Annotated in this window: 23 protein-coding genes; 4 read left to right on the top strand and 19 right to left on the bottom strand. The window is 60.7% G+C overall.

Annotation, left to right across the window (positions count from 1 at the left end):
- Nucleotides 1–19: 19 nt before the first annotated feature.
- The gene (locus tag TK06_RS19715; protein ID WP_003186867.1) at nucleotides 20–499 is read right to left on the bottom strand and encodes an RNA pyrophosphohydrolase; all 480 of its coding nucleotides are present in this window, start codon (nucleotides 497–499) and stop codon (nucleotides 20–22) included.
- Nucleotides 500–642: 143 nt separating this feature from the next.
- Here TK06_RS19715 and TK06_RS19710 point away from each other — a divergent pair, with 143 nt between their 5' ends.
- A complete protein-coding gene (locus TK06_RS19710) occupies nucleotides 643–1,299 on the top strand; it encodes an HAD family hydrolase (protein WP_063323447.1) in 657 nt (218 codons plus the stop codon).
- Nucleotides 1,300–1,336: 37 nt separating this feature from the next.
- Here TK06_RS19710 and TK06_RS19705 read toward each other — a convergent pair whose 3' ends face one another.
- Together TK06_RS19705 and ilvA are read right to left on the bottom strand one after the other, a co-directional pair.
- Nucleotides 1,337–1,762 (bottom strand): DUF2269 family protein, encoded by a 426-nt coding sequence (locus TK06_RS19705; RefSeq protein WP_063323446.1) that lies wholly within the window; start codon nucleotides 1,760–1,762, stop codon nucleotides 1,337–1,339.
- A 144-nt stretch (nucleotides 1,763–1,906) separates the two neighbouring features.
- Nucleotides 1,907–3,421 carry a threonine ammonia-lyase, biosynthetic gene (gene ilvA, locus TK06_RS19700; RefSeq protein WP_063323445.1) on the bottom strand — a complete coding sequence of 505 codons (1,515 nt, stop codon included), beginning with the start codon at nucleotides 3,419–3,421 and terminating at the stop codon, nucleotides 1,907–1,909.
- Between the two features lie 137 nt (nucleotides 3,422–3,558).
- Here ilvA and rpiA point away from each other — a divergent pair, with 137 nt between their 5' ends.
- Nucleotides 3,559–4,230 carry a ribose-5-phosphate isomerase RpiA gene (gene rpiA / locus TK06_RS19695; protein WP_063323444.1) on the top strand — a complete coding sequence of 224 codons (672 nt, stop codon included), beginning with the start codon at nucleotides 3,559–3,561 and terminating at the stop codon, nucleotides 4,228–4,230.
- Nucleotides 4,231–4,395: 165 nt separating this feature from the next.
- On the opposite strand, the gene TK06_RS19690 is transcribed toward rpiA, so the two are convergent.
- The 4 genes from TK06_RS19690 to TK06_RS19675 all read right to left on the bottom strand — a co-directional run bounded on the left by TK06_RS19690 (nucleotide 4,396) and on the right by TK06_RS19675 (nucleotide 8,701).
- Nucleotides 4,396–5,313 carry an SdiA-regulated domain-containing protein gene (locus tag TK06_RS19690; protein WP_063323443.1) on the bottom strand — a complete coding sequence of 306 codons (918 nt, stop codon included), beginning with the start codon at nucleotides 5,311–5,313 and terminating at the stop codon, nucleotides 4,396–4,398.
- A 121-nt stretch (nucleotides 5,314–5,434) separates the two neighbouring features.
- On the bottom strand, nucleotides 5,435–6,367 hold the full coding sequence (locus TK06_RS19685; RefSeq protein ID WP_063323442.1) for an SdiA-regulated domain-containing protein: 933 nt from the start codon (nucleotides 6,365–6,367) through the stop codon (nucleotides 5,435–5,437).
- A gap of 231 nt (nucleotides 6,368–6,598) precedes the next feature.
- The gene (locus tag TK06_RS19680) at nucleotides 6,599–7,264 is read right to left on the bottom strand and encodes a fumarylacetoacetate hydrolase family protein (RefSeq protein ID WP_063323441.1); all 666 of its coding nucleotides are present in this window, start codon (nucleotides 7,262–7,264) and stop codon (nucleotides 6,599–6,601) included.
- A gap of 42 nt (nucleotides 7,265–7,306) precedes the next feature.
- A complete protein-coding gene (locus TK06_RS19675) occupies nucleotides 7,307–8,701 on the bottom strand; it encodes an FAD-binding oxidoreductase (protein WP_063323440.1) in 1,395 nt (464 codons plus the stop codon).
- Between the two features lie 206 nt (nucleotides 8,702–8,907).
- Between TK06_RS19675 and serA the strand changes: the two genes are divergently transcribed.
- Nucleotides 8,908–10,137 (top strand): phosphoglycerate dehydrogenase, encoded by a 1,230-nt coding sequence (gene serA, locus TK06_RS19670; protein ID WP_003186856.1) that lies wholly within the window; start codon nucleotides 8,908–8,910, stop codon nucleotides 10,135–10,137.
- A gap of 80 nt (nucleotides 10,138–10,217) precedes the next feature.
- On the opposite strand, the gene TK06_RS19665 is transcribed toward serA, so the two are convergent.
- On the bottom strand, nucleotides 10,218–10,643 hold the full coding sequence (locus TK06_RS19665; RefSeq protein WP_063325187.1) for a DUF4399 domain-containing protein: 426 nt from the start codon (nucleotides 10,641–10,643) through the stop codon (nucleotides 10,218–10,220).
- Nucleotides 10,644–10,776: 133 nt separating this feature from the next.
- On the opposite strand from TK06_RS19665, the gene TK06_RS19660 reads away from it, so the two are divergent.
- Nucleotides 10,777–11,355 carry a transporter substrate-binding domain-containing protein gene (locus TK06_RS19660; protein WP_063323439.1) on the top strand — a complete coding sequence of 193 codons (579 nt, stop codon included), beginning with the start codon at nucleotides 10,777–10,779 and terminating at the stop codon, nucleotides 11,353–11,355.
- Between the two features lie 215 nt (nucleotides 11,356–11,570).
- On the opposite strand, the gene TK06_RS19655 is transcribed toward TK06_RS19660, so the two are convergent.
- The 11 genes from TK06_RS19655 to tcyJ all read right to left on the bottom strand — a co-directional run bounded on the left by TK06_RS19655 (nucleotide 11,571) and on the right by tcyJ (nucleotide 22,674).
- The gene (locus TK06_RS19655; RefSeq protein ID WP_063323438.1) at nucleotides 11,571–12,197 is read right to left on the bottom strand and encodes a class I SAM-dependent methyltransferase; all 627 of its coding nucleotides are present in this window, start codon (nucleotides 12,195–12,197) and stop codon (nucleotides 11,571–11,573) included.
- A gap of 63 nt (nucleotides 12,198–12,260) precedes the next feature.
- Nucleotides 12,261–12,905, bottom strand: a complete 645-nt coding sequence (locus TK06_RS19650) for a methionine ABC transporter permease (RefSeq protein WP_025211262.1) — start codon at nucleotides 12,903–12,905, stop codon at nucleotides 12,261–12,263.
- The gene (locus TK06_RS19645; RefSeq protein WP_063323437.1) at nucleotides 12,895–14,019 is read right to left on the bottom strand and encodes a methionine ABC transporter ATP-binding protein; all 1,125 of its coding nucleotides are present in this window, start codon (nucleotides 14,017–14,019) and stop codon (nucleotides 12,895–12,897) included. Before TK06_RS19645 ends, TK06_RS19650 begins: the two co-directional genes overlap by 11 nt.
- Nucleotide 14,020: 1 nt before the next feature.
- Nucleotides 14,021–14,830, bottom strand: a complete 810-nt coding sequence (locus TK06_RS19640) for a MetQ/NlpA family ABC transporter substrate-binding protein (RefSeq protein ID WP_063323436.1) — start codon at nucleotides 14,828–14,830, stop codon at nucleotides 14,021–14,023.
- Between the two features lie 173 nt (nucleotides 14,831–15,003).
- Nucleotides 15,004–16,362, bottom strand: a complete 1,359-nt coding sequence (locus TK06_RS19635) for an LLM class flavin-dependent oxidoreductase (RefSeq protein ID WP_063323435.1) — start codon at nucleotides 16,360–16,362, stop codon at nucleotides 15,004–15,006.
- Nucleotides 16,362–17,555 (bottom strand): SfnB family sulfur acquisition oxidoreductase, encoded by a 1,194-nt coding sequence (locus tag TK06_RS19630; RefSeq protein ID WP_063323434.1) that lies wholly within the window; start codon nucleotides 17,553–17,555, stop codon nucleotides 16,362–16,364. The genes TK06_RS19635 and TK06_RS19630 overlap by 1 nt, the downstream gene beginning before the upstream one ends.
- Before the next feature lie 23 nt (nucleotides 17,556–17,578).
- Complete coding sequence (locus TK06_RS19625; RefSeq protein WP_063323433.1) at nucleotides 17,579–18,820, bottom strand: SfnB family sulfur acquisition oxidoreductase; 1,242 nt, start codon at nucleotides 18,818–18,820, stop codon at nucleotides 17,579–17,581.
- Between the two features lie 337 nt (nucleotides 18,821–19,157).
- Complete coding sequence (locus TK06_RS19620; RefSeq protein ID WP_063323432.1) at nucleotides 19,158–19,928, bottom strand: hypothetical protein; 771 nt, start codon at nucleotides 19,926–19,928, stop codon at nucleotides 19,158–19,160.
- Between the two features lie 515 nt (nucleotides 19,929–20,443).
- Nucleotides 20,444–21,205 (bottom strand): L-cystine ABC transporter ATP-binding protein TcyN, encoded by a 762-nt coding sequence (gene tcyN, locus TK06_RS19615; protein WP_063323431.1) that lies wholly within the window; start codon nucleotides 21,203–21,205, stop codon nucleotides 20,444–20,446.
- A gap of 3 nt (nucleotides 21,206–21,208) precedes the next feature.
- Nucleotides 21,209–21,874, bottom strand: a complete 666-nt coding sequence (tcyL, locus tag TK06_RS19610) for a cystine ABC transporter permease (RefSeq protein WP_063323430.1) — start codon at nucleotides 21,872–21,874, stop codon at nucleotides 21,209–21,211.
- Entirely contained in the window at nucleotides 21,874–22,674 is an 801-nt protein-coding gene (gene tcyJ, locus TK06_RS19605) for a cystine ABC transporter substrate-binding protein (protein ID WP_003196665.1), read from the bottom strand. The genes tcyL and tcyJ overlap by 1 nt, the downstream gene beginning before the upstream one ends.
- Nucleotides 22,675–22,691: the final 17 nt, after the last annotated feature.

Here is a 22,691-nt window from a genome sequence, read left to right as displayed (position 1 = left end):
TCGGGGTCGAACTCCGTCGTCAGTCGCGCGTCAGCAGGCGCGGGGCAAGCTCTTTGAGAGCGCGTCGGTACACTTCGCGCTTGAATGTCACCACCTGGCCCAACGGATACCAATAGCTGACCCAGCGCCAGCCATCGAACTCCGGTTTACCGGTCAAATCCATCCGCACCCGCTGCTCGTTGGAGATCAGGCGCAGGAGAAACCATTTCTGCTTCTGGCCGATGCACAGCGGTTGGCTGTGCGTCCTGACCAGGCGTTGCGGCAAACGATAGCGCAACCAGCCGCGGGTGCAGGCGAGTATTTCGACATCTTCTCGCTCAAGCCCCACTTCTTCGTTCAACTCGCGGTACAAGGCCTCTTCCGGCGTCTCCTGGGGGTTGATCCCGCCCTGAGGAAACTGCCAGGCGTCTTGATTGATACGGCGAGCCCATAGCACCTGCCCTGCATCATTCGTAAGAATGATCCCCACATTGGGGCGGAAACCATCGGGGTCGATCACGGCAACAACCTCGCAAACGCATGTCGCCGCATTGTTCCACAAAGGTTGTGAAAGCAGCAACGAGCCCGCCTAGCTTATGTGCACTCTTGTGAAAAGTCCGTATTCTGGACGCCTTTCTTCAGATTTTTCAGCGAGTAACTGCAATGCGGCTGGCTTTATTCGACTTGGATAACACATTGCTGGGCGGCGACAGCGACCACGCGTGGGGCGATTACCTGTGCGAGCGCGGTTTCCTGGACGCTGTCACATACAAGGCACGCAACGACGCGTTCTACCAGGATTACCTGGCCGGCAAGCTCGACAACGCCGAGTACCTGAATTTTTGCCTGGAAATCCTCGGTCGTACCGAAATGGACGTGCTGGCCCAATGGCACCTGGACTACATGCGCGACTGCATCGAGCCGATCGTGTTGCCCCAGGCCATCGAATTGCTCGAAAAGCACCGTGACGCTGGCGACAAGCTGGTGATCATCACCGCCACCAACCGCTTTGTCACCGGGCCGATTGCCGAGCGCCTGGGCGTCGAAACCCTGATCGCCACCGAGTGCGAGATGATCGACGGGCGCTACAGCGGGCGCAGCACGGATGTCCCGTGCTTTCGCGAGGGCAAGGTGACCCGGCTGAACCGTTGGCTGGAAGAGACCGGGCATTCGCTCGACGGCAGCTATTTCTACAGCGATTCGATGAACGACCTGGCGCTGCTGGAGGTGGTGACGCATCCGGTGGCGGTGGATCCGGATCCGAATCTTCGGGCGGAGGCCCACAAGCGGGGTTGGCCGGTGATCAGTCTGCGTGGCTGAAACAGCTATCGCGAGCAAGCCGGCGCGGTCTAACGCCTCAAACCGGCTTGGCTCCCATCAACCCCGCAATGGCGATAAAGCAGGCAACACTGAACAGCGCCAAGGCAAAGGTAAACTTCCCGCTACCTCCCGGCGTCTTGCGCAATTTGTTCAGTCGCACCACCAACCAGAACCCCGCCAACGCCGCCAAGGTATAGAGCACGCTGGAAGCCAGCAACCAGGTCTGCCCCAGCGACCAGCCAACCTGATGCACCATCCACCAGCCCGTGAACGGCAGGCTTGCCAATGCCAGGATCATCACCAGCCAGACGAACAGTCGCGGACGTTGCAGCGTGCGTGCCGCCGACGTGGCATCGCCGTTGCGGCGCGTGCGCCAGACCCAGAGGGCCAGCCCGAGGGCGCCCGCCAACAGCAGAACCGTGGCTACGACGTGGGCGATTTTCAGGAGGGTCAACGTTTCCATGGTTCGATTTCCTTATGACTTGTCCAGCACAGCTTAGACCCCCCTGTGGCGAGGGAGCTTGCTCCCGCTGGGTCGCGAAGCGGCCCCAAAAAAAGCAGTGAGCGCTTCGCACTCAAGCGGGAGCAAGCTCCCTCGCCACAAGGTTCACCCCAAGAACAGCTGATACGCCGGATTATCGCTTTCATCCCAATACGGGTAGCCGATTTCTTCCAGGGCGGCCGGCACCAGGTGGCGCTCATCGTGCGGCACCTGTAGCCCGGCGACCACACGGCCATCCGCCGCGCCATGGTTGCGGTAGTGGAACATCGAGATGTTCCAGCGTCCGCCCAGCTTGTTGAGGAAGTTGAACAGCGCGCCCGGGCGTTCCGGGAATTCGAAGCGCAGCACCACTTCGTCGATGACATGGGCCGCATGCCCGCCGACCATGTGGCGAATGTGCAATTTGGCCAGTTCATTGTCGGTCAGGTCCAGCACCGGGAAGCCTTGTTCGGTCAGGCTGGCGATCAGCGCGCTGCGCGGGTCGTTTTCCGGGTGGGTCTGCACGCCAACGAAGATGTGCGCCTCACTGCCGGTGTTGTAGCGATAGTTGAATTCGGTGATCTGGCGCTTGCCGACGGCTTCGCAGAACGCCTTGAAGCTGCCCGGCTGCTCGGGGATGGTCACGGCGATGATCGCTTCGCGGCCCTCGCCCAGTTCGGCGCGTTCGGCAACGTGGCGCAAGCGGTCGAAGTTGACGTTGGCGCCGGAGTCGATGGCCACCAGGGTCTGGCCGCTGATGCCGCGCGACTCGACGTACTTCTTGATCCCGGCCACACCCAACGCGCCGGCAGGTTCGGTGATCGAGCGGGTATCGTCGTAGATATCCTTGATCGCCGCGCAGATCTCGTCGGTGCTGACGGTGATCACTTCGTCCACGTAATGCTTGCAGATGTCGAAGGTGTGCTGGCCGATCTGTGCCACGGCGACGCCGTCGGCGAACAGCCCCACGGTCGGCAGGACTACGCGCTCGCCAGCGGCCATGGCCGCTTGCAGGCAATTGGAGTCGTCCGGCTCGACGCCGATGATCTTGATGTCCGGGCGCAGGTATTTCACGTAGGCCGCGATCCCGGCAATCAGCCCGCCACCGCCCACCGGGACGAAGATCGCATCCAGGCGCCCCGGGTGCTGGCGCAGGATTTCCATCGCCACGGTGCCCTGCCCGGCAATGGTGTGGGGATCGTCATACGGGTGGATGTAGACGTAGCCTTTTTCGTCGACCAGTTTCAGCGAGTAGGCCAGGGCTTCGGGGAACGAGTCACCGTGCAGCACCACCTTGCCGCCACGTGAGCGCACGCCTTCGACCTTGATTTCCGGGGTGGTCTTGGGCATCACGATGGTGGCCTTGACCCCCAGTACCTTGGCCGCCAGGGCCAGGCCCTGGGCATGGTTGCCTGCCGAAGCGGTGACCACGCCGCGTGCGCGCTCTTCGTCGCTGAGCTGGGTCAGCTTGTTGTAGGCTCCGCGAATCTTGAACGAGAACACCGGCTGCAAGTCTTCGCGCTTGAGCAAGATGCTGTTGCCCAGCCGCTCGGAGAGCTGGCGAGCGGACTGCAGCGGGGTTTCTACGGCAACGTCGTAAACGCGCGAGGTGAGGATCTTTTTGACGTACTGTTCAAGCATCGGAAAGCATCACTGAGCGGGTTGGGCAGGGCCAAGGAGTCTAACCCGGCTTTTAGCTGGGCGACCACACGAATCCCAAGGTTTTGTTGGGTTATACTCGCGCCCCTCTTTACTTCCTGCCCGCTTTCGGAGCCCGCATGACCCAGGATCAACTCAAACAGGCCGTGGCCCAGGCCGCCGTCGACCTCATCCTCCCGAAGCTGGATGACAAGAGCATTGTCGGGGTTGGCACCGGCTCTACGGCCAATTGCTTCATCGACGCGCTGGCGCAACACAAGGGTGCGTTCGACGGCGCGGTCGCCAGCTCCGAAGCCACCGCCGCGCGCCTCAAGGGCCACGGGATTCCGGTGTACGAGCTCAACACCGTGAGCGACCTGGAGTTCTACATCGACGGCGCCGACGAAAGCGACGCGCACCTGAACCTGATCAAGGGCGGCGGCGCGGCCCTGACTCGCGAGAAGATCGTCGCGGCCGTGGCCAAGACCTTCATCTGCATTGCCGACGCCAGCAAGCTGGTGCCGGTGCTGGGCGCGTTCCCGTTGCCCGTGGAAGTCATCCCGATGGCCCGCAGTCATGTGGCCCGCGAACTGGTGAAACTGGGTGGTGACCCGGTGTATCGCGAAGGCGTACTGACCGATAACGGCAACATCATCCTCGACGTGCACAACCTGCAGATCACTAACCCGGTGGAACTGGAAAGCCAGATCAACGCCATCGTGGGCGTGGTCACCAACGGTTTGTTCGCTGCGCGTCCTGCTGATGTGCTGCTGCTGGGGACCCCTGAAGGGGTGAAGACCCTCAAGGCTTGATCCGCTGTTGTGACTGTGGCGAGGGAGCTTGCTCCCGCTGGGGCGCGAAGCGGCCCCAAAAAAGCGGTGAGCGCTTCGCACTCAAGCGGGAGCAAGCTCCCTCGCCACAATGATTCAGGTCGGTCTTGAGTGATCGGGTGGGCTTACCGCGGGATCTTTTCCTATCTATTCTGGTTGCGGCTTCTTGAATACGTAGAACAGATTCGGCTCGCTCACCAGATACAGGTTGCCATCGTCGTCCATGGCGAGGCCTTCGGCCTGGGGCACGGTTTTTTGCAGGCCCTGGCGGCCCTTGCTCAACGACAGCGTGCTCAACGGCCGGCCGTCAATATCCAATTCGATAATCAGCCGCGACTCCTCGGACAGCGCCAGTAAGTGGCCGCTGCGTTCGTCGTATTGCAGGCTTGAGAGGTCGCGTACGAACAGCCCGGCATCGCGCTTGGGGTTGTTGATCACATGGACGGCATAGGATTTTTCCGGATTGTGGTGGGGAAACCCATGCACTTCATAAATCAGCATCGGGTCGCGTTCCTTCGCCACGAACAGGCGTTTGCCTACCGAATCGTAGGCCAGCCCTTCGAACCCCTTGTTGCCGCTCATGTGCACGCCCAGGGTTATCTGTTCGGCTTCGGCGGCGTCGATGAATTGGGTGTCCTCTTCCAGGTGAATCTTGATCAGGCGCTGCTGACGCTCGTCGGTGATGACGTAGATGTCTTCGCTGATGAACTCCACCGCCTCCGGATCGCCAAAGCCGATCAGGGCGATGCGCCGCAAAATCTTGCCGTCCAGCGATAACTCGACCAGCTCGGCATTTTTATTGGTGACGGTGAACAGGCTCTTGCGGATCGGATCGAACGTCAGCGCTGAAACGTCATCGTCCAGGCCGTCGATCGCCTGCGCCTCGAGCGTGACTCGGTATTGGTCCAGGGCGATGGCCTGTTCGCTGGGGGTTCGCCAGAGGGTGTTGAGGTTGAACCAGGCGCGTTCGAACAGGCGCAGATGCTGGCCGGCGGCGATCAGGAAGATCAGCGCCAGCGTCAGCAGTATCAGGATCAAAGGTTTGGGGCGGGCGAGTCGACGCATGTTGGGGTGGGCTCGGATAAGAACAGGTGCCTGGAAATACCACGGTTGCCTGAACTGAAGCTTAATGGCTGTGTGCCACACCCTACAACAAAGGAGGATTTATCCTACAGAGTTAGTGCTGTCAGCGCTGTTTTTCGAAACGATAGAACAGATTCGGTTCGCTGACCATGTACAGATTGCCGGCCTCATCGACGGTGACGCCTTCGGCACGAGGGATTGTGTCTTTCAGGCCGTTGAAGCCGCCCAGCAAGGTCATGAAGCTGACCTGCTCGCCTTTTTCGTCCAGTTCCAGCAGCAGATGGGAGTCGGCCGAAAGCACCAGCATGTGACCGGTGCGCGGATCGATCGCCAGTGCCGAGAGGTTGCGCAGGTCCAGTTCATTGCTGACATGGATTTGCTTGTCGCCCTTGAGCAATTGGCTACCATCGCTTTTCCAGGTGAACAGCGCCGGCGGGCGTTCCTCCCCGAGTACCAGTTGCTGGTTGCGCGGGTCCCAGGCGATCGCTTCGAACCCTTTGTTCTTGTTCTTGGATGGGCCGAGATCGTAGTGAGGGAAATCGGCGTTGTTCAATTCGCGGGTGTCGGCACCAACGTGGACGATGGTCAACGTGTGACTTCGTTCGTCGGTGATAGCCAGCAGGCCGTCTTCCATATAAGTCACGCCCTCGGGGTTGCTCCAGCCCACCAACGGCATCTTGCGCAGCACATCGCCTTGCAGGGTCAGCTCCACCAGGAACGGGTTCTTGCCCATGACGGCGAACAGCGTCTTGGTCTGCGGGTTGTAGGTCACATCGGACGCCTCGTCCTTCTCCAAGCCGGGTAGCGGCTTGGCGTCGATCACGGCGCGATAGTCCGGCAGCCAGATGCTCGCCTGGCGCTCGGCTGGGCTCTGGAAGTGTTCCGATAGCCAAAGCAGGCCGCGGTCGTCCCAGTGCATCGCAAACGCCAGGCCATAGGCTGCGGCCACTGCCAGCAGCGACCAGGCATACCAGGGCAGGGCGAAGCGGGAGCGGCGGGCGGGTTTGGCGGCAAACAGTGCTTGGGTTTTGGCCATCGGGGAATGCGTTCCAGAAAATTCGGCTAGGGGAGTGGCTGGCTCAGATGCCGCATTCCCCGGAATTATCCGGATGGCATGTGAAAAAAACGGTAAATGATCGCAGATGCGTCATGTCTACCCTGCGGGAGCGAGCTTGCTCGCGATAGCGGTGTGTCAGCCGACATCGATGTTGGATGATGGCCTCATCGCGAGCAAGCTCGCTCCCACAGGGGAACACGGGTTTAGCCGCTAGCGAACGCTGCTTTCGAAGCGGCTCGCCCCCGGCAACTCCAGTACCAGCTCATCGCCTGCATTCAGCGGCCCGACGCCTGCCGGGGTGCCGGTGAGGATCACGTCGCCGGCCTGCAACGAGAAGCAGCCGGCCATGTATTGGATCATCGGCACAATGGGATTGAGCATCAGGCTGCTATTACCGTCCTGGCGCACTTCACCGTTGATGGTCAGGCGAACGGGGATGTCGGTCAGGTCGGCAAAGGTGCCGTTCGACACGAACGGTGCGAGCACCGCCGCGCCGTCGAAGGACTTGGCCACTTCCCATGGCAGGCCCTTGGCCTTGAGCTCGGCCTGCTTGTCCCGCAGGGTCAGGTCCAGGGCCGGGGCGAAGCCGGAGATCGCGTCCAGTACTTCTTCAGCGCTGGGCTTGGTGGACAGCGGCTTGCCGATCAGCACGGCGATTTCCGCCTCGTAGTGCACCGAGCCACGGTCGGCAGGAATGCTGAAACCACCTTCCAGCGGCACCACGCAACTGCCCGGCTTGATGAACAGCAAGGGTTCGGTGGGTACCGGGTTATCCAGTTCCTTTGCATGTTCGGCGTAGTTGCGGCCAATGCACACCACTTTCCCTACCGGAAAATGAATACGTGTACCGTCGACATACTGGTGCTGATAGCTCATTACCGGCTCCTGCTTCTGGGATTCATCAGGTGTTTTTAGGCGTCAAATCGCGAAAATCTTGCCCGGGTTCATGATGCCGTTCGGGTCGAATACCGCCTTCACCGCTTTCATGTACTCGATTTCCACAGGTGAACGACTATAGGTCAGGTAGTCGCGCTTGGTCATGCCCACGCCGTGTTCGGCGGAAATCGAGCCGTTGTACTTCTCGACGGTCTCAAAGACCCATTTGTTCACGGTCGCGCACTTGGCGAAGAACTCATCCTTGCTCAGGTTTTCCGGCTTGAGGATGTTCAGGTGCAGGTTGCCGTCGCCGATGTGGCCAAACCAGACGATTTCGAAGTCCGGGTAGTGTTCGCCGACGATCGCGTCGATTTCCCGCAAGAAACCCGGAACCTTGGAGACGGTCACCGAGATGTCGTTCTTGTACGGCGTCCAGTGGGAGATGGTTTCGGAAATGTATTCGCGCAGCTTCCACAGGTTCTGCAGTTGGGTTTCGCTCTGGCTCATCACGCCGTCCAGCACCCAGCCTTGCTCCACGCAATGCTCGAAGGTTTCCAGGGCGTGATTGGCGACTTCTTCAGTGGTGGCTTCGAATTCCAGCAGGGCGTAGAACGGGCACTCGGTTTCGAACGGTGCTGGCACGTCGCCGCGAGCGAGGACCTTGGCCAGGGCCTTGTCGGAGAAAAATTCGAAGGCGGTCAGGTCCAGCTTGCCCTGGAAGGCGTGCAGCACCGGCATGATCGAATCGAAGTCCGGCGTGCCGAGCACCATGGCGGTGAGGTTTTTCGGCGCACGGTCCAGGCGCATGGTGGCCTCGACCACGAAGCCCAGGGTGCCCTCGGCGCCGATGAACAGCTGCCGCAAGTCATAGCCGGTGGCGTTCTTGATCAGGTCCTTGTTCAGTTCCAGCAAGTCGCCCTTGCCGGTGACGACCTTCATGCCCGCCACCCAGTTGCGGGTCATGCCGTAGCGAATGACCTTGATCCCGCCGGCATTGGTGCCGATGTTGCCGCCAATCTGGCTGGAACCGGCCGAGGCGAAATCCACCGGGTAGTACAGGCCGTGTTCTTCAGCCTTGTTCTGCAGTTGTTCGGTGACCACGCCAGGCTGGCAGACCGCGGTGCGGTCGGTGAGGTTCACGTCGAGCACCTGGTTCATGTAGTCGAACGACACGACCACTTCGCCGTTGGCCGCCACGGCGGCGGCGGAAAGCCCGGTACGTCCGCCCGACGGCACCAGCGCGACCTTGTGTTCATTGGCCCAGCGCACGATGGCCTGGACCTGCTCGGTGGTCTTCGGAAAGACGATGGCCGTGGGCGCCGGGGCGAAATGCTTGGTCCAATCCTTGCCGTAAGCGTTCAGGGAGTCGGCATCGGTCAGGACCTTGCCAGGCTCAACCAGGGTCTTCAGCTCATCTATCAGGGCAGGATTGGTCATCGACAGAACTCTCGAACAATTCATGGTCATCCTGAGAACGCTTCACGTCGCAGGAATGAGTGTTTAGCGGGGTGCATATGCTAGCATACCGACCCCGCAGCGTAGTGCCCAACGGCTGTTCTGCGGCGACGGCTGTCATGCCGGTCGGGCTAGCGTCGCGCTGTCCGATTCCCTGCCATTTTTCTCCGGGACACAGGTTTACGCAGATGAGCAAGACTTCTCTCGATAAGAGCAAGATCAAGTTCCTTCTTCTCGAAGGCGTCCACCAATCGGCTGTCGACGTCCTCAAGTCGGCGGGCTACACCAGCATCGAGTACATCACCAGTTCTCTGCCGGAAGCCCAGCTCAAGGAAAAGATCGCCGATGCTCACTTCATCGGCATTCGCTCCCGTACTCAATTGACCGAAGAGATCTTCGACCACGCCAAGAAACTGGTGGCGGTCGGCTGCTTCTGCATCGGCACCAACCAGGTTGACCTCAATGCGGCGCGCGAGCGCGGCATCGCGGTGTTCAACGCGCCGTACTCCAACACCCGTTCCGTTGCCGAACTGGTGTTGGCCGAAGCGATCCTGCTGCTGCGCGGCATCCCTGAGAAGAACGCTTCCTGCCACCGTGGCGGCTGGATCAAGAGCGCGGCCAACTCCTTTGAAATCCGCGGCAAGAAGCTGGGTATCGTCGGTTACGGCTCGATTGGCACCCAGTTGTCGGTACTGGCTGAAGGCCTTGGCATGCAGGTGTTCTTCTACGACACCGTGACCAAACTGCCCCTGGGCAACGCTACCCAGGTCAACAACCTGCACGAGTTGCTGGGCATGTCCGACATCGTGACCCTGCACGTGCCGGAAACCGCTGCCACCCAGTGGATGATCGGCGAGAAGGAAATCCGTGCCATCAAGAAGGGCGGGATCCTGATCAACGCCGCTCGCGGCACCGTGGTCAAGCTCGACGCCCTGGCCGACGCGATCAAGGACAAGCACCTGATCGGCGCCGCCATCGACGTGTTCCCGGTGGAGCCGCGCTCCAACGACGACATCTTCGAAAGCCCGCTGCGTGGCCTGGACAACGTGATCCTGACCCCGCACATCGGCGGTTCCACCGCTGAAGCCCAGGCCAACATCGGTCTGGAAGTGGCGGAAAAACTGGTCAAGTACAGCGACAACGGTACGTCGGTATCGTCCGTGAACTTCCCGGAAGTGGCTCTGCCGGCACACCCTGGCAAGCATCGCCTGTTGCACATCCACGAGAACATCCCGGGTGTGATGAGCGAGATCAACAAGGTCTTCGCCGAAAACGGCATCAACATTTCCGGTCAGTTCCTGCAGACCAACGAGAAAGTCGGCTACGTCGTGATCGACGTCGACGCCGAATACTCGGACCTGGCGCAAGAGAAGCTGCAGCACATCAACGGCACCATTCGTTGCCGGGTGTTGTTCTAAGAAGGTTGGGCGGCAAGTTGAGGTTTGGCTTGCAATAAAGAACGGGAGCTTCGTAAGGGGCTCCCGTTTTTTTGCCCGCGTTACTTCACGGTGACGGTGATCTTCTTGGACACGATCGTCGGATGGAACGGCATATGGCCGCTGTCACCCAATATCAGCTGCAAGGTATGTTTGCCCGGGGCCAGCTTGATGGTGGCTTCGGTCTGCGCTTTGCCGAAGTGCATGTGGTTGGCGTCGGTCGGAATCGGTGCGCCTTCAGCGGGCAGTTTGTCGACATCGATCAGCAGATGATGATGCCCGGTGTTTTTGGTCACATCACCCGCCGGAGCCAGGGCGATGTCCTTGACGCCGAACTTGACCTTGAATTCCTGAGCAACGGTGGCGCCGTCTTCCGGGGAAACGATGAATACCTCTGCGCCTTTGGGAGCGGGGGTCGCGGCAGCCGCCAGCATCGAAGTACTCAGCAACAGGCCGGCCAACGCGGCACGAGACATAAAGCTTTTCATTTTTTTCTCCAATTTTTCCATGAAATCCGCCTGGCCATGACAACTTCATGACCAATCGTTGTCGAAGCCTGCAACAACCATAGCAAAGCGAGCCTGAAACGAGCGTCGCTTGTATAAATACAAAGGAGTGACCATGCGCTTTCTGCCTGGCCTGATTTGCCTGCTACCCCTTTTGAGTCCCCTGGCTCATGCCGAACTGATCGATGACATCAATGACCGTGGCGAACTGCGCATTGCCCTTGAGGCCAACACCGCGCCCTTCAACTTCAAGGAAGACGGCAAACTCACTGGTTTCGAAGTGGAGCTGGGCGAAATGCTTGCCAGTGAGCTCGATGTACGCCCCGACTTCGTGGTCACTGATGCCGGGGACCTGATGAGCGGGGTGGAGAGCGGCAAGTACGACGTCGCCATCAACCACATAGCAATGACCCCGGAACTGGTGGAACGTTTCGACACCAGCGCCGTTTACAGCCATCCGGATGCACAACTGCTGGCGAGCAAGGATGAGACGCCACGCCCGTTGGTCATGGCGCAGTCGTTCCAGCCCGAAAAAAAGAGTGACCCGGCGCCGAGCCTGGTGATTCCGTTCCAGAAGGGCAACCCGGCGTTCAAGGCCAGCCTGGACAACGCCCTGACACGTATCAAGGAGGATGGAAGGCTGGAGCGGTTGTCCCAGAAGTGGTTGGAAAAACAGCCAGCGGAAAACAATTGAGGCTTGGATTCAACGCGACACTTTGTGGCGAGGGAGCTTGCTCCCGCTGGGCTGCGAAGCGGCCCCAATCGGGATAACGCAAAACTCCAGGCAGACCGTGTCATCCGGTTTTACGACGGCTGCGCCGCCGAGCGGGAGCAAGCTCCCTCGCCACTGGGTTCTTGTTTGGACCGGGGGACATGGTTACCGCTCACCCTGTCCCAACAGGCCTGTCCTCAAGACTTGCGCCAGACACTTGCCAACCAAGGCTGTTGCTCGCGCGGCAGCCCAGCCGGTCGGTAGTAATGCTCCAGTTCCACGAAGCCTGCGTCGCCGAGCAGCGTGCGCCAGGCCGCGAGGTCGTGGTAGGCACCGAAGCGCTGGCCGTTCCAGCCCTCCTGGTTTTCGCCCCGTGGGTTGGAGCTGAACAGCACGCCGCCGGGCTTGAGCGTGGCATGCAGTTGTTTCAGCACCCGAGGCAGCTCCTGGACCGGGATATGAAACAGCACGGCGTTGGCAAAGATCCCGTCGAAGCGTTCAGCCGGCAGGTCGAGTTTCAAAAAGTCCTGTTGCCACACTTCGCACCCGCTGTCCTGGCGCGCCATCCGGGCAAATTCCGCTGAGCCATCGAGGCCCACCGCCACATGGCCCATGGCGGTGAACGTGCGCAGGTCTCGTCCGGGGCCGCAGCCGAAGTCCAGGATGTGCAACGGTGCCTGGGCCTGAATATGCCGCAGCAACGCGTCGATATTCTGGCTGACGTCGTGATCACGGGTGCCTTCGCGAAAGCTGTCGGCGACCGCGTTGTAATGGCCCAGGGTCGTGGCGGTGATGGTTTGCAGGTCGTCGGGGGTGTGCTTCATGGTCGCTGGCTTGGAGTGGGGGAGCGTGAGCCGACTATACCGCAAGATCATTGATCGCTCAGGTCAGCGCTTGTTCAAGCCCCGCGCCAACCGATCCCCACCGAGTTGAATCACCGCCACCAATGCCACCAGCAACACGATCACCGTGAGCATGATCTGGCTGTCGAAACGCTGGTAACCATAGCGGTAGGCGATGTCCCCCAGGCCGCCAGCGCCGATTGCCCCGGCCATCGCCGAGGAGTTGATCATGGTCACCAGTGTGATGGTAAAACCGCCGACGATGCCCGGCAGTGCTTCGGGCAGCAACACATGCCAGACAATGTGCCAGCGCCGGCAACCCATGGCCTGGGCCGCTTCGATCAGGCCGTGGTCGACCTCCCGCAAACTGACTTCGGCGATGCGGGCGAAGAACGGGGTGGCGGCGATGGTCAGCGGTACGACCGCGGCCCACACGCCATAGGTGGTGCCGACGATCAGCCGCGTGAACGGAATCAACGCCACCATCAAGATCAGGAACGGGATCGAGCGAAACAGGTTCACGAACGCGCCAAGGGCCCGGTTCAAGGCCGGCGCTTCATAGATCCCACCCTTGCCACTGGTGACCAGGATCACCGCCAGCGGAATGCCCGCCAGCAAAGCGATCAATGACGACACGCCGACCATCAGGAACGTGTCGATGAAGCCCTGCAATAACCGATCAAACCACATAGCCCAGCACCTCCACCTGTTGCGCCCAATTGCCTGCACGTTGGCGCAGCTCTTCGGCGCTCCATGACGAGCCACTCACCGCCAGCAGTAATTGTCCCAGCCCGTGGCCTTGGATCCGTTCGATGCCGCCGTGCAGTAGCCGAACCCGACCATCCAGGGCGTTGAACAAGGCCGCGAGGTCCGGTTCGTCCCGCCCGATGCCGGTGAATTGCAGGCGCAGCACGGTAGCGGCATCCGCCGATGCTGGCAGGGCCTGCAAGCGGCTTTGCAGTTCTTCAGGTATGGCGTGTTGCAGGGGGGCCAGCATTGTTCGACTGACCTCATGTTGCGGATTGCCGAACACTTCCCATACCGGCCCCTGTTCGACGATCCGCCCCTGTTCGAGCACCACCACCCGGTCGCAGACTTCGCGAATCACCGCCATTTCATGGGTGATCAACACGATGGTCAGGCCCAGTCGCTGATTGATCTCACGCAGCAAACCGAGGATCGATTGAGTGGTTTCCGGGTCCAGGGCCGAGGTGGCTTCATCGCACAACAAAATCTGCGGGTCATGCACCAGCGCCCGGGCAATCCCCACCCGCTGTTTCTGCCCGCCCGAAAGTTGCGCCGGATAGGCCTTGTGCTTGCCTTGCAGGCCGACCAGTTCCAGCAGCTCGTGAACTTTGCGCTGGCGTTGCTCCTTGGGCACGCCGGCGACTTTCAGCGGCAGCTCGACGTTCTGCCACACGGTCTTGGCCGACATCAGGTTGAAGTGCTGGAAGATCATGCCGATGCGCCGGCGCAGTTCCACCAGGCGGTCTTCATCGAACTCGCCGATGTCTATCTGATCGATCAACACCCGGCCACTGGTGGGTTGTTCGAGGCGGTTGATGGTGCGGATCAGCGACGATTTGCCAGCGCCGCTGCGGCCGATGATGCCGAACACTTCGCCGCGCTGGATCGCCAGGTCGATGCCTTGCAGCGCGGCCAGCGGACCCTGGGCGCCGTTGTAGGTCTTACCCAGGCCGATGAAGCGCACGTGGGCGCGGTTGAGCTCTGGATGCAGTTCGGTGTGTTTGGCGCTTCTGGGCGGGGGGGCTTCTTGTCGAAGTCGAGCATTGACGGCGTTCATGTCAGCTTTCCCAGCCAGGTTGGTAGAGCTTGCCGTGGGCCTTGTCCAGGGCGGCGCGCACGGCTGGCGAATGTTGGTAGATGTCGACGAACTTGATCAGCCGTGGATCGTTCTTGCTCTTGGGCTGGATCACGAACTGAATCACGTATTCCTTGTGATCGAGGCCGTCGAACAGCAAGGCAGAGCTGGCATCGAAGGTCTTGGCCAGGCGGATGTAGGCCGGGTAGCCCTGTACCAGGTCGGCGTCTTCATAGGCGCGCACCAGTTGCACGGCTTCGACCTGCAGGATCTTGAGTTTCTTCGGGTTGGCGACGATATCGTCTTCGGTGGCCTTGTAGCCGACGCCCGGCTTGAGGCTGATCAGCCCGGCCTTGGCCAACAGTTGCAGGCCGCGACCGCTGTTGATCGGGTCGTTGGCAATGGCGACGCTGGCGCCTTCTGGGAGTTCGTCGAAGCTTTTGTATTTTTTCGAATAGAGGCCGACGTTGTTGATGATCCCCGGCGCAAAGGGCACCAGATCGAACCCGGCGGCGGCCTTGGCGTTTTCCAGGAACGGGATGTGCTGGAAGTAATTCACGTCGATATCACCGGAGGCCAGGCTGACGTTGGGCGCTATCCAGTCGCTGAACTCCACCAGTTCGACCTTCAGGCCTTGCTTGCTGGCCTCTTCCACGGCGGCCTCCAGGGGAATGGCGAACGCGGCGGTGGTGCCGATTTTCAACGGTGCGTCGGCGGCAAACAGTGCCGAGCTGAACAGGCCGAGGGCCAGGGCCAGTGCTTTGACTGGCAGGGTCAGGAGTTGCTGGGTCATGTCGGTTATTCCAGTCATTGATTAATTGAGCCATGTGCTTGTGTGGCGAGGGAGCTTGCTCCCGCTGGGCCGCGACGCGGCCCCAAACCAGTCCGCTCGGTCTGTCGGTTGAAACCTTGCCGGCTGGGCGCCTGCTTCGTAGTCGGGCAGGAGCAAGCTCCCTCGCCACAGGGTCAGTGTCGGTAGGTTGAGCCGGTGTGTTGTTCAGGTAGATGAGCCCCCGCGCGAAACAGCTTTTCCCGCAAGGTCCCGTTGTCGTATTCGGTCTTGTACGCGCCACGCCGCTGCAGTTCGGGAATCACCAGGTCGATGAAGTCCACGTAGCTTTGCGGCGTGACGATGCGGGTCAGGTTGAAACCATCGAGGCCGGTTTCAGCGATCCACGACTCCAGCTCATCGGCCACCTGCTCAGGCGAGCCCACCACCGTGATGTAGCGACCGCCCAAGGCGTGTTGCTCGAGCAATTTGCGCCGGGTCCAGTCGTTGTTCTGCAAGGTCTTGGTGGCGGACTGGATGGCGTTGCTCTTGACGTACTGGATCGGTTCGTCCAGTTCGTACTGGGAAAAATCGATGCCCGTCGACGCGGAAAAATGCGCCACGCCGGCCTCGGCGCTGGCATAGCTCAGGTACTCGGCATGCTTGGCCCAGGCAGCCGCTTCGGTCTCGCCGACGATCACGTTCAGGCCCATGAACACCTTGATGTCCCCAGGGTTGCGCCCGGCTTCGACGGCGCTGGCGCGGACCTTGTCCACCTGGGCCTTGGTCGCCGGTTTGTTCTGGCCGCTGATGAACACGCACTCGGCATGCCGTCCGGCGAACAGCAGGCCGCGCTCGGAACTGCCGGCCTGGAACAGCACCGGCGTGCGCTGGGGCGAGGGTTCGCACAGGTGATAACCCTCGACCTGATAGAACTCGCCCTGATGCCGGACCTTGTGCACTTTCTCCGGCTGCGCATAGATCCGCCGCTGGCGATCGTTGAGTACCGCGTCGTTTTCCCAGCTGCCTTCCCAGAGTTTGTAGAGCACTTGCAGGTACTCGTCGGCCTGGTCGTAGCGGCGATCATGCTCGACCTGCGCGGTCAGGCCCATGGCCTTGGCGGCGCTGTCCAGGTAGCCGGTGACGATGTTCCAGCCGACCCGGCCGCGGCTCAGGTGGTCGAGGGTACTCATGCGTCGGGCGAACAGGTAGGGCGGTTCGTAGGTGAGGTTGGCGGTGAGGCCGAAGCCGAGGTTCTTCGTGACGGCGGCCATTGCCGAGACCAGCAGCAACGGGTCGTTGACCGGCAGTTGGATCGACTCCTTGAGCGTGACGTCCACCGACTGTTGATACACGTCATAGACCCCGACGATGTCGGCGATGAACAGCCCGTCGAACAACCCGCGTTCGAGCAATTGCGCCAGGGCGGTCCAGTATTCGATCGTGTTGAACTGGGTCGACGTGTCCTGGGGATGGGTCCAGAGGCCGTGATTGATGTGCCCGATGCAGTTCATGTTGAACGCGTTGAGCAGGATTTTTTTCTTGCCGGGAGCCATCAGATAGTCCCCCGCAGCGGCGGTTTTTCATCGTTGAGGTAGAAGTTGCCCACGGCGTGGTATTTCCAGCGCACCGGGTCATGCAGGGTGTGCACTCGCGCGTTGCGCCAGTGACGGTCGAGGCCATGTTCGGCCAGGGTCGCCTGGCTGCCGGCCAATTCGAACAGCGTGCTGCTGGCGGCCAGGGATATTTCGGTGCTGACGGCACGGGCTTCGGCCACGGCAATCGAGGCGGCGGCGACCGTGTCGGCCCGGGTGTCGGCCTGGGCCCGGTCGAGGAATTCACCGGCGCGTTCCAACAGGGCTTCGGCGGCATGCAGGCGGATGCTCAGTTGGCCGAAACTCTTGAGGGTGTGCGGGTCTTCGGTGGCGACGTCGCTGGTGGCGTCGATCCAGGGGCGGGTTTTATTGCGGACAAAATGCAGGGCGTCTTCGTAGGCGGCGCGGGCGATGCCGGTGTCGATAGCGGCGTGAAGAATCTGCGCCAGCGGCCCTACCGGTGTGGGACGTTCGAAGGCGCTCTGGAAGGGCACGATGTCGGCGGCGGCGACATAAACGTCTTCGAACACCACCGAACCGCTGCCCGTGGTGCGCTGGCCAAAACCGCTCCAGTCGTCGATCACCGTCAGGCCTTGGCTGCTGCGAGGGACGAACGCCAGTTGTTGCACACCGTTTTCGTCCACCACTGATGTGGGGATGCGCTGGGCGTAGATCGCGCCCGTGGCGTAGAACTTGCGACCGTTGATGCGATAGCCCTCGCCGTCGCGGCGCAGTTGGGTGATGCGATCATGGGCAGTCTTGGTGCCAAGTTCGGCCAGGGCGTTACCAAAGCGCTGGCCGGCGAGCACTTCGGCGTAGAGGCGTTGTTTTTGCGCTTCAGTGCCGTTTACCCGTAGCACTTCCAGGGCATAGAAATGATTTTGCGGAATCTGCCCCAGCGAGCTGTCGGCCTGGGAAATCAGCGCAATGACTTTGGCCAGGGTGACGTTGGACACACCGGCACCGCCATAGGCCGTGGGCACGCTGATACCCCACAGGCCCGAGCGGGAGAAGGCCTCCAGTTCCGGGTACGGCAAACGGCGCTCGCGGTCGCGCAGGGCGCTGTCGCGCTTGAAGTCATCGGCCAGGTCGCTGGCCACGATCAGGGCTTGTTCATCGCTGGTGATCACCGCGACGTGTTGAGAAAGCGTCATGTGCTGCTCCAGAGGTCGGGTCGTCAGATCCAGGAATGGCGGGCCGGCAAGGTGCCGTTCAGGTGGTAGGCGCCTACCGCGTGATACTTCCAGCGCACCGGGTCGTGCAGGGTGTGGACCCGTGCGTTGCGCCAGTGGCGATCGAGGTTGAATTCGGCGAGGGTGGCGCGGCTGCCGGCCAGTTCGAAGAGTTTTTCGCTGGCGTGCAGGGCGATTTCGGTGGTGAGCACTTTGGCCTCGGCCACGGCAATCGAGGCGCGGGCGGCAGATTGCGCCGTGATGGGGGCGGCACTGACCTGGTCCAGCACCTGTCCGGCCTTGCGCAGCAAGGCTTCGGCGGCGTGCAGTTCGATTTTCAGTTTGCCAATGTCGGCGATCACGTAGAGGTCGTCACTGGCTCGGTCGACCTGGGCGTCGATCCAGGGCCGGGCCCGTTCACGCACAAAAGCGATGGCATCATCGATGGCGCCACGGGCGATACCCGCATCGATGGCGGCCTGGATCAGTTGGGAAATCGCACCTTGCACGCCGGGTGTTTCGTTGATGCGCCAGTTATCCAGGACCAACTCGGCATCCACCCGCACATTGTTCAGCAGCACGGTGCCGCTGGCGGTGGTGCGCTGGCCGAATCCTGACCAGTCGTCGACGATCCGCAGGCCCGGGGTGCCGCGCCGCACGAATGCCAGCACCTGGCGGCCCTCGTCATTCAACGCCTTGACCGCGACCCAATGGGCAAACAGCGCGCCGGTGGAATAGAACTTCTGACCATTGATGACAAACCCGTCACCGTCAGTGGTGATCCGAGCCTTGAGCTCGAGGGTATTGCGAGTACCGCGCTCCGGCCCGGCGTTGCCGATGCGCCAACCTTCGAGCACGCTCTGCAAGAGGATTTTTTTCTGCCGTTCGGTGCCGGTGCCGAGAATCAGTTGGAGCACGCCGAACTGGTTCTGCGGGATCTGCCCAAGGGCCGGGTCAGCGGCGGAAATGATCGCGAACACGTCGGCCAGGGTGACGAACGAAACCTGCGGACCGCCGTATGCCCGGGGAATGGCAATGCTGCCCAGTCCGCTGCGGGTGAATTGCTCGATTTCTGCCCAGGGCAGCTTGCGTTGCTGATCACGACGCGCGGCCTGCTGACGGGCGACCTGCGCCAGTTCATGGGCGGCTTTGATGGCCTCGGCATCGTTGCGCAACACCTGTGCGGGCAACAACAGTGGTGCGATGTCCAGGTCGCTCTGGATTTTTGCTTGCGCCAGATCCGACATTACAGCCACTCCGTGGCTGCAGGCAGTGCCTTGGCGTATTGCACTGGGGTGATTGTGTTCCGTTCCATACCCACCTCACATCTTTTCGGAAAACGCCGCGATAAATGCGGCGAGTCAAAATCAAGAATGTCCGGTGGTCCGGTATATATACCCTAAGCGTGTATAAATTATTTTTGAACTAACTTTTAGGAATATGTATAGGTTGGATTCAATTGGAAGGAATCCTCTGTGGCGAGGGAGCTTGCTCCCGCTGGGTTGCGCAGCAACCCTTCTTTTACCGGTGGGCGCTGCGCACCCAAGCGGGAGCAAGCTCCCTCGCCACCAAAAGCGCTCTGTATCAAGGCGCTCGATGTCGCGGTTCAGCGGCCATGAGGGCCTCTTTCGAGGGCTTCTTCAGATAGGGATTGGCGCAACCGATCTTCAGCGTTCGCGGCGGTGCCCAGAGGGAATTGTTGCCTACGCGATCAATGATGCAGTAGGTCACTTCCAGGCGCAGGTCTTCGCCTGCCTCCAGGATGATCTGCGGCGGGACCCAGATATTGATTGGCTGGCCGACCTCGCTGGCGGTGACGGCAGGTAGGTCCATGCGCACATCGCCCCAGCGCAGGGTCACGGCATCGCCGGCGGCCATGTTCAGGTAGGGTTCGATGGTCAGCGGTACGCCGCGCTTGATCTGGTTGGGGTTCACCCCTTGGCGTCGGATAGTATCGGGAATGCGCACGGGCGCCAGGCCCTGGTTTTCATCGCCGCTCAGGGCCGACGGCTGCCCGCCGGGGCAATCGAGCTTCACGTGTACCCGTTGTCTGGCGGATAGCGCCGGCCCACGCCCGACCTGCATCACCCGATAGTGAATGCGCGAGGTGCCATTGACGATGAAACTCTCCGGGACTCGCAGGGTGACGCTGTCTTGCACATCGGCCTGCGACAGCACGTGCGAGCCGACGTAGCAGTTGTCCCAGAACAGTTCGATCAGGTCACCTGCGTCCATGCCAGGGTAGGGCGCAATGGCAACCTCCAGGTGAGCGGCGTTGGCGATATTGATGCCGGTAGGGTGGGCGTTGGCCAGGGTGGGGGCGGCCAGTTCAGGACTCTTCGACTTACATGTCATGGTGTTCTCCTTGATGCTTGAAAACTAAGTCCGTTTCGGGAAGATCAACGGCGATGACTAATCGCGACATATTTTATGTGTGCAGTCATATAGGCCAGGCTGCGCCTAATCACTGTGCAGAAAATAAATAATGTGCATCGCTTGTTGGTCACTAGATAAAGGCTCCATAGTTTCAGTGTCAATAGAGGCACTTGCTTAATAATTCATTGTGAAAGGCTTCAGAAATATCCTACGCCCCCATGTTAATAATGCGCGGCATCACAAGCCCTTTTCCGAGGCTCGCAGGTTTCTGGAAAATGCTCGAAAGAGCGTATTGAGACTAAAAAGGAGGAGTGCTTGGGCTGAGCGTAAGTGTTACGAGAGGTAGATCCATGCCGCGCATAAAACGATCGAGGATGTTGAGTAGGGCGCAAGTTGCAAGTTGTTTCTTTATGGCAAAGTTATGGCGCTAATATCTTGAAGAGTGTTGCAACTGCCTCACTTCCATCCCTGGAAGTGATGACACTGCCGATAACTTACTGAGCGCCGTGACCGGCGGAGAGGAACTTGCTGAGGAACTGTCGCGTGCGTTCTTCCTTGGGGGCTGCAAACAAGGCCTTGGCTTCGCCTTGTTCGACGATCACGCCTTTGTCGAAAAACACCACGCGGTTGGCCACGTCCCGGGCGAAGCCCATTTCGTGGGTCACGATGACCATGGTGCGTTTTTCTTCGGCCAAGTCGCGAATGGTTGCCAGCACCTCGCCCACCAGTTCCGGATCCAGGGCCGAGGTCGGCTCATCGAACAGGATCACCGCCGGCTCCATCGCCAACGCCCGGGCAATCGCCACGCGCTGTTGCTGGCCGCCGGAAAGGCGCCGTGGGTAGGCGTCCTCCTTGCCGGCCAGCCCGACCTTGGCCAACAGCTTGCGCCCCAGGGCTTCGGCTTCGGTGCGAGGAATTTTCTTCACCACCTGCGGGCCTTCAGTGACATTTTCCAATGCGGTGCGATGGGGAAACAGGTTGAAGTTCTGGAACACGAAGCCCACCTGCTGGCGCAAACGGCGCACCAGGCCCTGTTGCTGGTTCAGCGGGCGACTGCCATCGATTTCGATGTCGCCGACCTTGATCCGGCCACTGCTGGGTTCTTCGAGGAAGTTCAGGCAGCGCAGGAAGGTGGTCTTGCCCGAGCCGCTGGGGCCGATGATCGCAACCACTTCGCCTTCTTCGATCTTCAAGTCGATGCCGTTGAGCACCACCTGACCCTTGAACTGCTTTGTCAGTTTTTCCACGACAATCATGGGTCAGGACTCCTGGTCATGCCGATTGACCCGTGCTTCCAGGACGTTCTGCAGGTGCGAGAGCACGGTAGCAAGAACCCAATAGATCAGCGCGGCGGCAAGGTACATGGTGAAGATTTCGAAGGTTCGCGCGGTGATCAGCTGCGCCTGGCGGAACAGCTCCGGTACCTGGATGGTCGCCGCCAGCGCAGTGTCCTTGACCAGGGAAATGAAGCTGTTGCCCAACGGTGGCAGCGCCGTGCGTGCCGCTTGCGGCAGGATGGCCCGGCGCAGGGTCTGGGCGCGGGTCATGCCGATACTCGCCGCCGCTTCCCACTGGCCGCGCTCGATGGAACTGATGGCGGCCCGCAGGATTTCACACGCATAGGCAGCCATGTTCAGCGAGAAACCGATCAGGGCCGCGGGCAGCGGATCCAGCTCGATGCCCAGTTGCGGCAACCCGTAATAGATCACGAACAACTGCACCAGCAACGGCGTACCGCGAAAGAACGACACGTAGATGCGGGCGATCCAGTTCACCAGCTTGAAGCGCGACAGGCGCATCAGCGCCAGGCCGAACCCCAGCAGCAAGCCGAAAAACATACCGCCCAGGCTGAGGAAGACCGTGTAATACGCGCCCTTGAGCAGGAAGGGCGCGGAGTCCAGTGCGAGTTGAAGAGCTGCTTCCATTATTGGGTAACGTCAGCGCTGAAGTATTTTTCCGAAAGTTTTTTCAACGTACCGTCGGCGCGAAGTTTTTCGATGGCCTTGTTCACGGCTGCCAACAGCTCAGGCTCGCCTTTGCGCAGGGCAATACCGGACTCCTGGCGAGAAAAGGCTTCGCTGGTGACGGTGGTGTCCTTGGCTTTCTTGGCGTATTCCAGTGCGGCCAGGCGGTCGATCAGGATGGTGTCGATACGACCGACGCGCAGGTCCTGGAACTTGGTGGGGTCGTCATCGTAGGTTTTGACTTGGGCGCCCGGTACTTCTGCCTTGACCCACTGTTCGTAGTTGGTGCCCAGGCCCACGCCGACTTTTTTACCGTCCAGGTCGGCGGCCTTCTTGATGTTCAGCTCGTCGGCTTTCTTGGTCAGTACCAGCGCTTGAATCCCGGAAACGGTGTACGGCTCGGAGAAATCGTACTTTTTCTTACGTTCCTCGGAGATGGTCACCTGGTTGACCACTGCGTCCAGGCGCTTGGATTCCAGGGCCGCGAGAATGCCGGCCCATGGAGTCGTCTGCAGCTTGACCTTCACACCCAGTTCCTTGGCCAGGGCTTCGGAGAACTCCACTTCGAAGCCGGTCAGTTTGCCGCTGTCATCAACGAAACTGAACGGTGGATAAGTGCCTTCCAGGCCGATCTTGATTTCGCCGGCATCCTTGATTTTCTGCAGCTGCTCACCGGCAACCGCTTGCCCCAGCAGCCCGGCGCTCAATGCCAGGCCCAGCGAACCTACCAACAGGTTGCGACGTAATGCGGAAAAATTCATGACAAGCCCCTGTGTTT

Origin of the sequence: Pseudomonas fluorescens (assembly GCF_001623525.1) — a bacterium.
Lineage (GTDB): Bacteria > Pseudomonadota > Gammaproteobacteria > Pseudomonadales > Pseudomonadaceae > Aquipseudomonas > Aquipseudomonas fluorescens_Q.
The sequence above is the reverse complement of the archived record's forward strand: the minus strand, read 5'-3'. Positions and strand labels throughout refer to the sequence as shown.